This window comes from Nocardioides bigeumensis (assembly GCF_039531755.1).
Taxonomy (GTDB): domain Bacteria; phylum Actinomycetota; class Actinomycetes; order Propionibacteriales; family Nocardioidaceae; genus Nocardioides; species Nocardioides bigeumensis.
Genome location: NZ_BAAAQQ010000013.1, coordinates 801060 through 814386, shown reverse-complemented (window position 1 = coordinate 814386; position 13327 = coordinate 801060). Strand labels below are relative to the sequence as shown.

Sequence of the window (13327 nt, the reverse complement as noted above, 5' to 3'; positions counted from 1 at the left end):
CGTGGCACGGCCTCGACCGGGCGTCGGGCGGGCGCGCAGCAGGCGCGACGAGCGCGGCGCGGTGACGGCCGAGCTGGCGATGGCCCTGCCGATGCTCGTCGTCGTGACCTGCGCGCTGGCCTGGCTGCTGGCGCTCGGGGGCACGCAGCTGCGCCTGGTCGATGCCGCCCGCGAGGTGGCCAGGGCGGTCGCCAGGGGGGACGACCAGGAGGCCGCGCTCGAGGTCGGGCGACGGGTGGCGCCCGAGGGCGCGAGGTTCACCATCGCCCCCGGCGGTGACGGCCAGGTGGTGGTCAGCGTCGCCGCGCCGGCGGGCGACCGCGGCCCGGCCGGGTCGCTGCTGCCCGACCTGATGCTGAGCGCGGAGGCGACGGCGTTGGTCGAGGAGGACCCGTGATTCGCGTCCAACCCGGCAAGCGAGGAGCCGGCGAGCGAGGACCCAACGAGCGAGGAGCCAGCGAGCGAGGAGCGGCCTCGCTCCTGGCGGTGGTCATGGTCGGTGTGCTGGCCCTGTTGACGTCAGTCCTGGGGATGACTGCGTCGTTGGTGGTCGACCATCGCCGTGCCCAAGCCGCCGCCGACCTTGCGGCGCTCGCGGGCGCGGTGGAGCTCGGCCGCGGAGGTGATGGCTGCGCGGTGGCGGCGACCATCGCCGCAGCCAATGCAGCGACGCTGTCGACCTGCACGTCGGTCGGCACGGAGGTGCTCGTGACCACCCTGATCACCGGGCCGCGCTGGCGCGACTGGGTCGGTCGGGTCGAGGGACGCGCCCGGGCGGGGTCCGGGGCCTAGTGGCGCGGTCGGGGCACTACAGCGACTCGTCGTCGCGCTTGCGGTCCTCGTCGGCCTTCTCGAGCTTGGCCGAGAGCTCGTTGAGCTCCTTGCGCTCGCGCCTGGCGCGGAGCTCGCGCTTGGCGCCGTACTTGAGGATGGTGTAGCCCCACAGGATCGCGGCGCCGGCGCCGACGCCGACGAGGAAGACGGCGAGGATGGGCATGTCGATGCCGAGCAGCTCACCGCGGCCCTCGCTCACGAAGAGGGCCGACAGGATCGCGATGGCGCCCGCGCCGATGAGAAGCAGACCGAGGATGACCATGACCGCAGGCTAGCGGCTAGCCCGCCGCAGGAAGGCAGGCTGGCACGGCCAGCAACGCGTCGAGCAGCCGAACCGCGCCGGCCTTGTCGAGGGGGTTGTTCTGGTTGCCGCACTTGGGTGACTGGATGCACGACGGGCACCCATCAGGGCACTCGCAGGAGGCGATGGTCTCGCGGGTGGCGCTCAGCCAGTCGAGCGCGACGGCGTACCCCCGCTCGGAGAAGCCTGCCCCGCCAGGGTGACCGTCGTAGACGAAGACGGTGAGGCGACCCGTGTCCGGGTGGCGAGCGGTCGAGACGCCACCGATGTCCCACCGGTCGCAGGTGGCGAAGAGGGGGAGCAGCCCGATCGAGCAGTGCTCGGCGGCGTGGGCGGCACCGGGGAGGTCGCTGGCGGCGAGTCCCGCCTCGTCGAGCACGTCGTCGGGCACCGTCCACCAGACCGCCGTCGTGACCAGGGTGCGTGGCGGAAGGTCGAGAGGCTCCTCGCCGATCACCTCGCCACTGGGGACCCGGCGCCGGAGGAAGGACACCACCTGGTGGGTCACCTCGACGGTCCCGACGCTCAGCTCGGCAGCCCCGAGGGACCGTGACTCGCGGACGTCGGCGATGGCGATGTCGACCACCTCGCGCGCCGTCGTGCTGTAGTCGACGCGGGCCGACCGCATCACCGCGACCCGCTGCTCGAGGTCGAGCGACTCCACGTGCCAGGCCTCGCCACGGTGGACGTATATCGCGCCGGCGTGGGCGGTGGCGTGGGAACCGCCGGCGTCGACGGTGCCGACGACCCGGCCGGTCTCGGCCTCGATCAGCTGGACCGGGCTGCCACCTGTGGACCGGATGTCGGTGAGATCGCTTGGTCGGCGGCGGTCCGTCCAGAACCACCCCTGTGCACGACGCCTCAGCAGGCCGGCTGCGACCAGCTCGTCGACGCACTCGCCCGCGCCGGGGCCGAACAGGTCGAGGTCGCCGGCGGTCAGCGGCTGCTCGTGCGCGGCGGCACACAGGTGCGGGCGCAGGACGTGCGGGTTGTCGGGGTCGAAGACGGTGGCCTCGACGGGGCGGTCGAAGAGCGCCTCCGGGTGGTGCACGAGGTAGGTGTCCAGCGGGTCGTCGCGAGCCACCAGCACGCCGAGGGCGTCCGTGCCGCCGCGACCGGCACGGCCGACCTGCTGCCAGAAGCCGGCCCGGGTGCCGGGGTAGCCCGCCAGCAGCACGGCGTCGAGCCCGTGCACGTCGATGCCGAGCTCCAGCGCGTTGGTCGCCGCCAGACCGGTGAGCCGTCCCTCCCGCAGGTCGGCCTCGATGGCGCGGCGCTCCTCGGGGAGGTAGCCCCCCCGGTACGCCGCGACCCGCGCGCCCAGACCCGGCTCGACCTCGTCGACCAGCCGGGCCGCCGTGGCGGCCACCTGCTCGACACCGCGACGCGATCGGACGAAGGCGAGGGTCCGCACGTCGTCGACGACCAGGTCGGCGAGCAGGTCGGCGGTCTCGGACGATGCCGCGCGGCGTACGGGCGCGCCGTGCTCGCCGAGGTAGGAGACGAACGGCGGCTCCCAGAGGGCCAGCGTGACCTCGCCGCGTGGTGAGTGGTCGGCCGTCACCGCGAGCACGTCGTGCCCGGTCAGGCGGCGGGCCGCGACCTCGGGCTCGGCGACGGTCGCGGACGCGAGCACGAAGGTGGGTGCGGACCCGTGCAGTGCGGCCACCCGCCGCAGCCGGCGCAGCACCTGCGCCACGTGCGCGCCGAAGACGCCGCGGTAGTGGTGGCACTCGTCGACGACGACGTAGGTTAGCGACGCCCAGAAGCCCGCCCAGTGGCGGTGTCCCGGGAGCATCGAACGGTGGAGCATGTCCGGGTTGGTGAGGACGTACTCCCCGAAGTCGCGCGACCAGTCCCGCTCGTCACGGCTGCTGTCGCCGTCGTGGGTCGTGACGCGGACGTCGAGCCCGAGCCCGCGCAGGGAGGCGAGCTGGTCGTGGGCGAGCGCCTTCGTGGGAGCCAGGTAGAGCACGGACGCGCCGCGTTGGGCGCGATCGCGCCGACCCTCGCGGACCGCGGTCAGGGCCGGGAGCTGGTAGGCGAGCGACTTGCCCGACGCGGTGCCGGTCGCGAGGACCACGTGCTGCCCGGCTCGGGCCGCCTCAGCAGCCACGACCTGGTGCCGCCACGGGCGTGCGACGCCGTGGGCGCGGAAGGCCGCGACGACATCGGGTGCCGCCCAATCGGGCCAGTGCTCCTCGACCGCGCCGCGGGCCGCCAGCACCTCGACGTGGCGCAGACGCCCGGCGCGGTCCGCCCCCATGGCCAGCCGGTCGACGACGCGGCCGCTGCGCGCGACGGCGGCAGTCGGGCGGGTGGCGATGCGCTGCACGCCCTCGAGTGTCGCAAACTCGACCGACATCGTGCGCGACCCGGGTTGTGACAGGTTTTCTGCAGAGGCGTCCGGGGCATGGTTTGATACCTCTGGCAGCATTTCGGGGGCAGGCGCCACCCGGCCAAAGAGGCGCCGCCGAGGGTCCGGAAGGCCCCGAGGCTGAGCCATGAAGGATGGGGTGGCACCGGACGCCAGGTGCCCTGAGGAGCAGACGTGGATCTGACACTGGCTACGCGCGAGGTCGAAGGGACGACCATCGTGTCCGTCGGCGGCGAGATCGACGTCTACACCGCGCCCAAGCTGCGCGACAAGATCACCGAGCTGGTCGGCGAAGGCCGCTACCACCTCGTGGTCGACATGGAGGCGGTCGAGTTCCTCGACTCCACCGGCCTCGGCGTCCTCGTCGGCGGGCTCAAGAAGGTCCGTGCCAACGCCGGGTCGCTCCAGCTCGTGTGCAACCAGGAGCGGCTGCTCAAGATCTTCCGCATCACGGGTCTCGCGAAGGTGTTCGTGATCCACCGCTCGGCCGAGGACGCGCTCGGGCCCGAGCCGGTGAGCTGAGTCCCGCCCAGCCGACTCCACCTCCTGAACCCGGCGATCACCCCTCGGGGTGTGACCCGTGCGTTCACTCACACCCGAGTGCGGCCGCAGGGGTCCTGATGCGTAGACTCCCGGCGTTCATCGATGAGCATCATTTCCCAGGAGGACACACATGACCGGGATCCTTCCCGCCGTCGTGGAGCCGGACCTCACCGGGGGCAATCTCACGCTGGTCATCGTCGTCCTCCTGATCGCGCTCGGCGCGCTCGGGATGGCCGCGATGTTCCGCCAGCAGGTTCTTGCCGCAGGTGAAGGCACCGACAACATGAAGAACATCGCCCAAGCCGTGCAAGAGGGTGCCAACGCCTACCTCACCCGTCAGTTCCGCACGCTGGGCGTCTTCGCCGCAGTGGCCTTCTTCGTCCTGCTGGCGCTGCCGGCTGACGACGCGGCCGTCCGGATCGGACGGTCCATCTTCTTCTTGTTGGGCGCCGGCTTCTCGGCCGCCATCGGCTACCTCGGCATGTCGCTCGCGGTGCGCGCCAACCTGCGCGTCGCCGCCGCGGCCAACTCCGAGGGCCGCAACCCTGCCATGGTCATCGGGTTCCGCACCGGCGCCTTCGTCGGCATGGCGACCGTGGGCCTGGGTCTGCTGGGCGCCAGCCTCGTGGTGCTGATCTTCAGCAACGAGGCCGCGCACGTGCTCGAGGGCTTCGGCTTCGGCGCCGCCCTCCTCGCCATGTTCATGCGGGTCGGCGGCGGCATCTTCACCAAGGCCGCCGACGTGGGTGCCGACCTGGTCGGCAAGGTCGAGCAGGGCATCCCCGAGGACGACCCGCGCAACGCCGCCACCATCGCCGACAACGTGGGTGACAACGTCGGCGACTGCGCCGGCATGGCCGCCGACCTGTTCGAGTCCTACGCCGTGACCCTGGTCGCGGCGCTGATCCTCGGCTCGCAGGCCTTCGGCAACGAGGGCCTCGTCTACCCGCTGCTCATCCCCGCGATCGGCGCGCTGACCGCCGTGCTCGGCGTCTACATCACCAAGCCGCGCACGGGTGAGAACGGCCTGAAGACGATCAACCGGGCGTTCTACATCTCGGCTGCTGTCGGTGCCGTCGGCTCGATCGTGCTCTCCTACCTCTACCTGCCCGACAGCTTCGCCGGGTTCGACAACATCACCGGCGTCGACATGGCCACGGCCGAGGGCGACCCGAGGCTGATCGCCTCGGCCGCCGTCGTCATCGGCATCGTGATGGCCGCCGGCATCCTGGCGCTCACCGGCTACTTCACCGGCACCGAGTACAAGCCGGTCAAGGACGTCGGCAAGACCTCGCTCACCGGTCCCGCGACGGTCATCCTGTCCGGCCTGTCGGTCGGCTTCGAGTCCGCCGTCTACACCACGCTGGTGATCGGCGCGGCCGTCTTCGGTGCCTTCCTGCTGGGTGGCGCGACGCTCACCGTCTCGCTGTTCGCGGTGGCCCTGGCGGGCTGTGGCCTGCTGACCACCGTCGGCGTCATCGTCGCGATGGACACCTTCGGCCCGGTCTCCGACAACGCGCAGGGCATCGCCGAGATGTCCGGCGACGTGAGCGAGGAGGGCGCGCTGATCCTCACCGAGCTCGACGCGGTCGGCAACACCACCAAGGCGATCACCAAGGGCATCGCGATCGCCACGGCCGTGCTCGCGGCGACCGCGCTCTTCGGCTCCTACTCGACGTCGGTCTTCGAGGCCTACGTCGACTCGGGCTCCAACGACGTCCTGGACTTCACCGTCTTCAACCCCGGCGTCCTCGTCGGCGTGCTGCTCGGTGCGGCCGTGGTGTTCCTCTTCTCCGGGCTGGCGATCAACGCCGTCGGCCGGGCGGCCGGCGCGGTGGTCTACGAGGTTCGCCGCCAGTTCCGCGAGATCCCCGGGATCATGGAGGGCACCGGCCGGCCGGAGTACGGCAAGGTCGTCGACATCGTCACCAAGGACTCGCTGCGTGAGCTGATCACGCCGGGCATCCTGGCCGTGCTCGCCCCCGTCGCCGTCGGCTTCGGCCTCGGCGTCACCGCGCTGGCGGGCTTCCTCGCCGGAGCGATCGGCACCGGCACGCTGATGGCCGTCTTCCTCGCCAACGCGGGTGGAGCCTGGGACAACGCCAAGAAGCTCGTCGAGGACGGCAACCACGGCGGCAAGGGCTCGCCTGCCCACGAGGCCACCGTCATCGGTGACACCGTCGGCGACCCCTTCAAGGACACCGCCGGCCCGGCGATCAACCCGCTGATCAAGGTGATGAACCTGGTCTCGCTGCTGATCGCCAGCGCCGTCGTGTCGTTGAGCATCGGCGACGACCAGAACGACCCGGTCCGGATCATCATCGCCCTCGTGGCGGTGGCGATCATCGTGGTCGCGGTCTACATCTCCAAGCAGCGCGAGATCTCCATCAGCGACGACGCTCCGGCCACGACCACCGCGTCGGCCTGAGGCGTTCCGCTCGACGAGCCGGCGCCGAGTCCTTCCGGACTTGGCGCCGGTTCGGCATTTCACGAAGGTGGAGCCGTGCCCGACCTGCCTGATCGCCTGCGAGACGCGCTCGTCGCCGCGGACTTCACCTACGACGCGGTGGCGGAGCTGCTCGGGCCCGAGGCGCACGCCGCGCTCGGCCGCAACGAGACCACTCCTGGCCTGAGGCGCACGGCTGAAGGGTCGCCGCTCGCCACGCTGACCCGGCTCTTCCTGCTCCAGTCGCGGGTGCCGCACGCGCAGGTGGAACGGGCCCTGCCCGGACTGGTCGGAGAGCTCGCTGCCGAGGGGTTCGTCGACCAGGGCGGGGACGAGGTCGCGGCTCGCCTCGACGTCCGGCCTTACGCTGCCGACGGGCGCGACCTCTGGGTCGTCAGCGACCTGACCCCCGGCCTCGACGGTGCGCCACAGCAGGTCGGAGCGAGCCACGTGCTCGGGATCAGCCCGGCGGCCACCTCGCTGGCACAGCTGACGATCCGCGAGCCGGTCGGCCGCGCGCTCGACCTGGGCACCGGGTGCGGGGTGCAGGCGCTCCACCTGACGACCCACGCCGATCACGTCGTCGCCACCGACGTGAACCCCCGCGCACTCTGGGTGACCCGCTTCAACCTCGCGCTCAACGAGGTCGCGGCAGGGCAGGTGGACGTGCGGGACGGGTCGTTCTTCGAGCCGGTGGCTGGGGAGACCTTCGACCTGGTCACCACCAACCCGCCCTTCGTCATCTCGCCGGCGACCGAGGAGCGGCTCGTCTATCGCGACTCCGGGCTGCCCGGCGACGCCGTCGTGGAGCACGTGGTGCGCACCGCTCCGCGCCACCTGGCGCCAGGGGGCTGGTGCCAGGTGCTCGCCAACTGGGTGATCGCCCGGGACACGCCGTGGGACGAGCGGCTGGCCGGCTGGATCGACGACGACTGCGACGCGCTGGTCGTGCAGCGCGAGACCCTCGACCCGGCGGCGTACGTCGAGCTGTGGCTCAAGGACGCCGGCCGACACGGCGGTGTCGAGGGGATGCGCCGCTATGACGAGTGGCTGGCGTGGTTCGACGCCGAGCAGGTCGAGGCCATCGGCTTCGGCTGGATCAACCTGCGCAGGCACGAGAAGCCAGGGCAGCCGCGACGCGAGCTGCTCCACTGGCCCTACGACGTCGAGCAGCCGATCGCCCCTGCGGTCGGCGAGTGGGCGCGTGACCAGGCCGCCCTGCCCGACGACGAAGACGAGGCGTTGCGTGGCCTGCGGCTGGTCACCCGCCCGGACGTCGTGCAGGAGACGCGCGGGGCCCCGGGAGCGGCGGACCCCGAGACCATCGTGCTGCGCCGGCAGCTCGGGCTGCGCCGCGCCGAGCAGGCCACCACCGCCGAGGCGGCCCTGGTCGGCGCCTGCGACGGGGACCTGACGGTCGGGCAGATCGTCGCCGCCCTGGCGCAGCTGCTGGACCGCGATGCCGGGGAGCTGGCGGCCGAGCTGCTGCCGCGCGTGCGGAAGCTGGCGGCGGCGGGCTTCCTGGGCGTCGCCTGACCACCCCCGACATCACCAGCGACATCACCCCCGACATCACCAGGGCACCTCGAGCGCCTCGAGCGCGCGGTCGCGCCAGGCGATGACGACCCGTCGTGTGGTCGGCGTCAGGAGCGACGACCGGCCGAACCCCATCAGGTCGGGGGCGCCGGCCGGCCGTGGCGCGACGACGGGTCGTGCACGGCCGACGACGCGGGCGACACCGGCCCCGGGCCCACGCAGCGGCCGCCTCAGTCCGAGCGCCCGCTGGAGGTCGGTCTGGCGCCGCCTCGCGTCGAACACGCCGTTGGCCTTGCCGACCACCCACACGAGCCCGCCGGCGAGATCGCGCGAGCGATCGCCACCGCTCACCCTCAGGCCAGCCGGCCGCAGGAACCAGAAGGTCGCCATGGCTCGGTCCAGCGCGTCGGCGACCTCCGCGTCCTGGAGCAGCTCGGCGGCTCTGTCGACCTCGTCGGCCAGGGCATCGAAGGCCAGCCCCTCTGCCTCGTCGGCCAGCGCCTGGAACATCGGAGGCGGGTCCTCGTCGCGCAGCGCGAGCAGCTCGGCGCGGCCGCCGACCAGGCCGTCCAGCCAGGCCAGGGTGATCCTCGGCCACTGGACGGGGATCGGGTGAGCGGGTTCCGGGTGGTGGGTGGGATCTGACAAAGACAGCCTCCTCGGTCGGGGAGCTCGAGGCTGCTGCCCGGCGCCGACGAGACGAGGGGTCCGCGACGGGAGGCTGTGGAAGAAGGCCGGGTCACGGTTGGTTGTGGACGTGAGGTGGGCCGTCCTGGCCCACCCTCAGGGCGGACCCGGCCGTCGGGCCGGGTGGCACGCGCTACCGTGAGCGGCCGTACAGTCCCCTTGAGTCCGCGCCGAGAGCGCGTCCGAGCAGCACGAGAAGAGGAAGTTCGCGTCCGTGGCACACAAGCTGGTGATCGTCGAGTCCCCCAGGAAGGCCCAGATGCTGGGCGGCTTCCTCGGGAAGGACTACGTCGTGGAGGCATCGGTGGGCCACATCCGCGACCTCCCGCAGTCGGCTGCCGACACCCCGGCGAAGATCAAGGACAAGCCCTGGGGACGGCTGGCCGTCGACGTCGACAACGACTTCGCGCCCTACTACGTCGTCCCGCGTGACAAGCGCAGCCAGATCGCCAAGCTCAAGGGCCTACTGAAGGACGCCGACGAGCTCTTCCTCGCCACCGACGAGGACCGCGAGGGCGAGGCCATCGCCTGGCACCTCCTCGACGAGCTCAAGCCCAAGGGCATCCCCGTGCGCCGGATGGTCTTCCACGAGATCACCAAGCCGGCGATCCTCGCCGCCGTGGCCAACCCCCGCGAGATCATCGACGACCTCGTCGAGGCGCAGGAGACCCGCCGCATCCTCGACCGCCTCTACGGCTACGAGGTCTCGCCGGTGCTGTGGCGCAAGGTGATGTCCGGCCTCTCGGCCGGTCGGGTCCAGTCGGTCGCGACCCGGCTGGTCGTCGATCGCGAGCGCGAGCGGATGGCGTTCCGTGTGGCGTCCTACTGGGACCTCGAGGGCACCTTCGACGCCGGCGCCAAGCACGAGCAGCGGATGTTCCCGGCGCGCCTGCACAGCATCGACGACGTGCGCGTGGCCGGCGGCTCCGACTTCGGCCAGGACGGCCAGATCAAGGTCTCGACAGGCTCCTCCGAGAAGCGTGCTCGTGTCCACCTCGACCGCGCCGCCGCCGAGTCGCTGGTCGCCGCGCTCGCCGACACGTCGTACGCCGTCCGCTCGGTCGAGTCCAAGCCTTACCGCCGCCAGCCCTACGCGCCGTTCCGCACCACCACCCTCCAGCAGGAGGCCTCGCGCAAGCTCGGCATGAGCGCCTCCACCACGATGTCGGTGGCCCAGCGTCTCTACGAGAACGGCCACATCACCTACATGCGCACCGACTCCACGACGCTCTCGGACGCCGCGGTCGCGGCGGCTCGGACGCAGGTGCGCGAGCTCTACGGGGCGGAGTACCTGCCGGACGCCCCGCGCACCTACGCCGGCAAGGTCAAGAACGCCCAGGAGGCGCACGAGGCGATCCGCCCCGCAGGCGAGGCGTTCAACACTCCCGCGCAGACCGGGCTGACCGGAGACCAGTTCCGGCTCTACGAGCTGATCTGGATGCGCACGGTCGCTTCGCAGATGAAGGACGCGACCGGCAACTCCGTGACCATCCGGCTCGGTGGCGCCGCGGCCGACGGGCGCGACGTGGTGTTCTCGGCCAGCGGCCGCACGATCACCTTCCACGGGTTCCTCAAGGCCTACGTCGAGGACATCGACGACCAGTCGAAGCGCCGGGACGATGCCGAGACCAGGCTGCCCAACGTCGCCGAGGGCGACAGCGTCTCGGCTGCGTCGCTCAACGCGCTGGGCCACGAGACCAAGCCCCCTGCGCGGTACACCGAGGCGACCCTCATCAAGGAGCTCGAGGACCGCGAGATCGGCCGCCCGTCGACGTACGCCTCGATCATCGGGACGATCCTCAACCGCGGCTACGTCTACAAGAAGGGCACCGCCCTGGTGCCCGCCTGGCTGGCGTTCTCGGTGACCAGGCTGCTGGAGGAGCACTTCCCCCGCCTGGTCTCCTACGAGTTCACCGCGGGGATGGAGGACGTCCTCGACGACATCGCCGCCGGCCGCAAGGACCGCGTCTCTGAGCTGCGCGAGTTCTACTACGGCTCCGACCGGGTGGCCGGTCTCCAGCCGCTGGTGAGCGGGCTCGGCGACATCGACGCCAAGGAGCTGGCGACCTTCCCCATCGGGGACCCTGAGGCCGGCATCGTGCTGCGCGTCGGCAAGTACGGCCCCTACCTCGAGGGTCCCGACGACGACGGCAACCCGGCAGCCAAGCGTGCCAACGTCCCCGAGGACCTGCCGCCTGACGAGCTGACGATGGCCAAGGCGCGCGAGCTCTTCGCCAACCCCGCCGGTGAGGAGATCCCGCTCGGCACCCATCCGGAGAGCGGCCTGCCGGTCGTCGCCAAGAGCGGTCGCTTCGGCCCCTACGTCACCGAGGTGCTGCCCGAGGACGCGCCCAAGTCGGCGAAGGCCCGCACCGGCTCGCTCTTCAAGTCGATGACGATGGAGACGGTGTCCCTGGCCGACGCGCTCAAGCTGCTGTCGCTACCGCGCGTGGTCGGTACGGACGCAGAGGGCGTCGAGATCACCGCGCAGAACGGCCGCTACGGGCCCTACCTCAAGAAGGGCACCGACTCGCGGTCGCTCACGACCGAGGACCAGATCTTCGACATCACCCTCGACGAGGCGCTGGCGATCTATGCCCAGCCCAAGCAACGGGGGCGAGCTGCGGCGGCCGCGCCGCTCAAGGAGCTCGGCAACGACCCGGTGTCGGGCCAGCCGGTCGTGGTCAAGGCCGGTCGCTTCGGTGAGTACGTCACCGACGGCGAGTACAACGCGACCCTGCGCAAGGACGACACCGTCGAGTCGATCACGCTCGAGCGGGCCGCAGAGCTGCTCGCCGAGCGTCGCGAGCGCGGCCCGGCGAAGAAGACGGCCAAGCGGACCACCAAGAAGGCGACGGCCAAGAAGACGACCAAGAAGACGGCGAAGAAGACCGCCAAGAAGGCTGCCGCGAAGAAGTCCTGAGCGAGCCGCTCAGCCGGCGGGCGTCGTGGGCTCGGTGCTCTCGGGGTTCTCGGTGCTCGCCGGACTCTCGGGCGCCGAGCCGCCGCTGGTCGGGTCACCGACCGGCTCGGTCGGCGTCACGGGCGGCAGGCCCGAGACCACGCACTGGTCGTAGGGGTCGTTGGTGGCCTCCGGGTCGTCGACGAGGTTCGCGTTGCGGCAGGCGTCGGCGACGCCGGCGTACGCCGCCACGCACCGGTCGTAGGAGTCGTCGGCGACAGCCGGGTCGTCGACGTGACCGAGGGCGGCACAGGCAGCGGCGGGGTCGACCGGGACCGGCTCGGGCGTCGGCTCAGGGGTCGGCGTGGGCGTCGGTGTCGGCGTGGGGCTGGGTGCCGGAGCGGGCGCAGGAGCCGGAGCGGGCGCTGGAGCCGGGGCGGGCGCTGGAGCCGGGGCGGGCGCAGGAGCCGGTGCGGGCGCGGGTTCCGGTGCCGGAGCGGGCGAGGGAGCCGGAGCCGGGTCGCCTGGGTCCTTCGGGTCGGCCGGCTGCTTCGGCCCCTTGGGGTCGTCGGGTGGCTTGGGGCCACGCGGATCGTCGGGGGACTTCGGGTCCGTCCACCCGTGGTCGTCGGGGTCGGCGCCGGGGTCGACGGCTTCACGAGGAAGGGTGGCGCGGGGCAGGTCGAAGCCGGGCGCGAGGACAGCCTGCGAGGTGAAGGCGACCGTCGCGCTCCGCGAGGCCTCGTAGGCCGCCATCACCCGGAGGACGAGGTCGACGTAGGAGTCGCTGTGGTTGTAGCGGTGGATCGCGGACCGCAGGCCCTCCTCGGTCGACAGGTCCTCGCCGCCGGAGCAGAGGTAGACGGCGGACGCCAGGGCGGCGTCGTCGATGTCCTGGGGGTTGCGGCGTCCGTCGCCGTCGGCGTCGACGCCGACCACGGCCCAGGTGGACGGGACGAACTGCATCGGCCCCACCGCGCGGTCGTAGCCCTTGTCGCCGTCGAGCAGACCGGCGTCGGTGTCGCGCAGCCGGGCTGTGCGGTTCCGGCCGTCGAGCCGCGGCCCGAGGATGTGCGGGCGCGCGACGCCCTTGGCGGTCAGCCGCGAGCCGTCGTGCCGACCGTGGTCGGACTCGACCCGCCCGACGGCGGCGACGAGCTCCCACGTCAGCTGGCAGCGGGGTGCGGCCGAGGCGAGGACCGCCTCGGCGCGCTGGTAGGCGGCCTGGGCGACGGTCGGGATGTCGGAGGCCGAGCCGACCTCGGTGACCACTGCGTCGCGGACGAGCGGAGAGGTCGCGACGGACTCGGTCGGCCGCGAGACGCTGGCGGGCTGGCGGACGACCGGAAGAGGGCTCGGCTCGACGGCGATCGGAGCCGGTGCCGGCGCGGCGGCCAGCACGGGGGCGGCAGGCGCCGAGGACTGGGTCCAGGCGCCGGCGATCAGCGCCAGCGGGACGAGGGCGAGGGCACGCCGCCGGCGCGGTCCCACCCGACCGGACACTCGGACGAACGCGTTCGCCATGGTTTCCCCTCATTCCCCCGTGCGCGCGCCAACCCCCCGCCGGCGCACTTCCCGAGATCCACACCCTCACACCCGCTGGCCGTGCTTTCAAGGCTTCGACCAGACCTGTCGACGAACAGTTACCTCCGTCCCCCACGCGTCCCATCCCTGTGGGTGAAGTCGCGTGTGGAACCCCGG

Annotated in this window: 10 protein-coding genes; 6 read left to right on the top strand and 4 right to left on the bottom strand. The window is 72.1% G+C overall.

What is annotated here, in order from left to right; translation table 11 throughout:
• Nucleotide 1 precedes the first annotated feature (1 nt).
• Entirely contained in the window at nucleotides 2–397 is a 396-nt protein-coding gene (locus ABD295_RS18085) for a TadE family type IV pilus minor pilin (RefSeq protein WP_344305210.1), read from the top strand.
• Nucleotides 394–792: an Rv3654c family TadE-like protein gene (locus ABD295_RS18080; RefSeq protein ID WP_344305209.1), complete on the top strand. Its 399-nt coding sequence runs from the start codon at nucleotides 394–396 to the stop codon at nucleotides 790–792. Before ABD295_RS18085 ends, ABD295_RS18080 begins: the two co-directional genes overlap by 4 nt.
• Before the next feature lie 16 nt (nucleotides 793–808).
• On the opposite strand, the gene ABD295_RS18075 is transcribed toward ABD295_RS18080, so the two are convergent.
• The gene (locus ABD295_RS18075) at nucleotides 809–1096 is read right to left on the bottom strand and encodes a hypothetical protein (protein ID WP_344305208.1); all 288 of its coding nucleotides are present in this window, start codon (nucleotides 1094–1096) and stop codon (nucleotides 809–811) included.
• A gap of 16 nt (nucleotides 1097–1112) precedes the next feature.
• Complete coding sequence (locus ABD295_RS18070; protein ID WP_344305471.1) at nucleotides 1113–3401, bottom strand: DEAD/DEAH box helicase; 2289 nt, start codon at nucleotides 3399–3401, stop codon at nucleotides 1113–1115.
• A gap of 285 nt (nucleotides 3402–3686) precedes the next feature.
• Here ABD295_RS18070 and ABD295_RS18065 point away from each other — a divergent pair, with 285 nt between their 5' ends.
• The 3 genes from ABD295_RS18065 (at nucleotide 3687) to ABD295_RS18055 (ending at nucleotide 8037) form a co-directional block, all read left to right on the top strand.
• Nucleotides 3687–4034 carry an anti-sigma factor antagonist gene (locus ABD295_RS18065; RefSeq protein WP_344305207.1) on the top strand — a complete coding sequence of 116 codons (348 nt, stop codon included), beginning with the start codon at nucleotides 3687–3689 and terminating at the stop codon, nucleotides 4032–4034.
• 151 nt (nucleotides 4035–4185) lie between these two features.
• Nucleotides 4186–6483 (top strand): sodium-translocating pyrophosphatase, encoded by a 2298-nt coding sequence (locus tag ABD295_RS18060; protein WP_344305206.1) that lies wholly within the window; start codon nucleotides 4186–4188, stop codon nucleotides 6481–6483.
• 75 nt (nucleotides 6484–6558) lie between these two features.
• Nucleotides 6559–8037 (top strand): DUF7059 domain-containing protein, encoded by a 1479-nt coding sequence (locus ABD295_RS18055; protein WP_344305205.1) that lies wholly within the window; start codon nucleotides 6559–6561, stop codon nucleotides 8035–8037.
• A gap of 36 nt (nucleotides 8038–8073) precedes the next feature.
• Here ABD295_RS18055 and ABD295_RS18050 read toward each other — a convergent pair whose 3' ends face one another.
• On the bottom strand, nucleotides 8074–8685 hold the full coding sequence (locus ABD295_RS18050; RefSeq protein ID WP_344305204.1) for a hypothetical protein: 612 nt from the start codon (nucleotides 8683–8685) through the stop codon (nucleotides 8074–8076).
• 253 nt (nucleotides 8686–8938) lie between these two features.
• Between ABD295_RS18050 and topA the strand changes: the two genes are divergently transcribed.
• Nucleotides 8939–11647, top strand: coding sequence for a type I DNA topoisomerase (gene topA, locus ABD295_RS18045; RefSeq protein ID WP_344305203.1), 2709 nt, complete (start codon nucleotides 8939–8941; stop codon nucleotides 11645–11647).
• Nucleotides 11648–11656: 9 nt separating this feature from the next.
• Here the strand turns inward: topA and ABD295_RS18040 are convergent, their stop codons facing one another.
• On the bottom strand, nucleotides 11657–13150 hold the full coding sequence (locus tag ABD295_RS18040) for a lytic transglycosylase domain-containing protein (RefSeq protein ID WP_344305202.1): 1494 nt from the start codon (nucleotides 13148–13150) through the stop codon (nucleotides 11657–11659).
• Nucleotides 13151–13327: the final 177 nt, after the last annotated feature.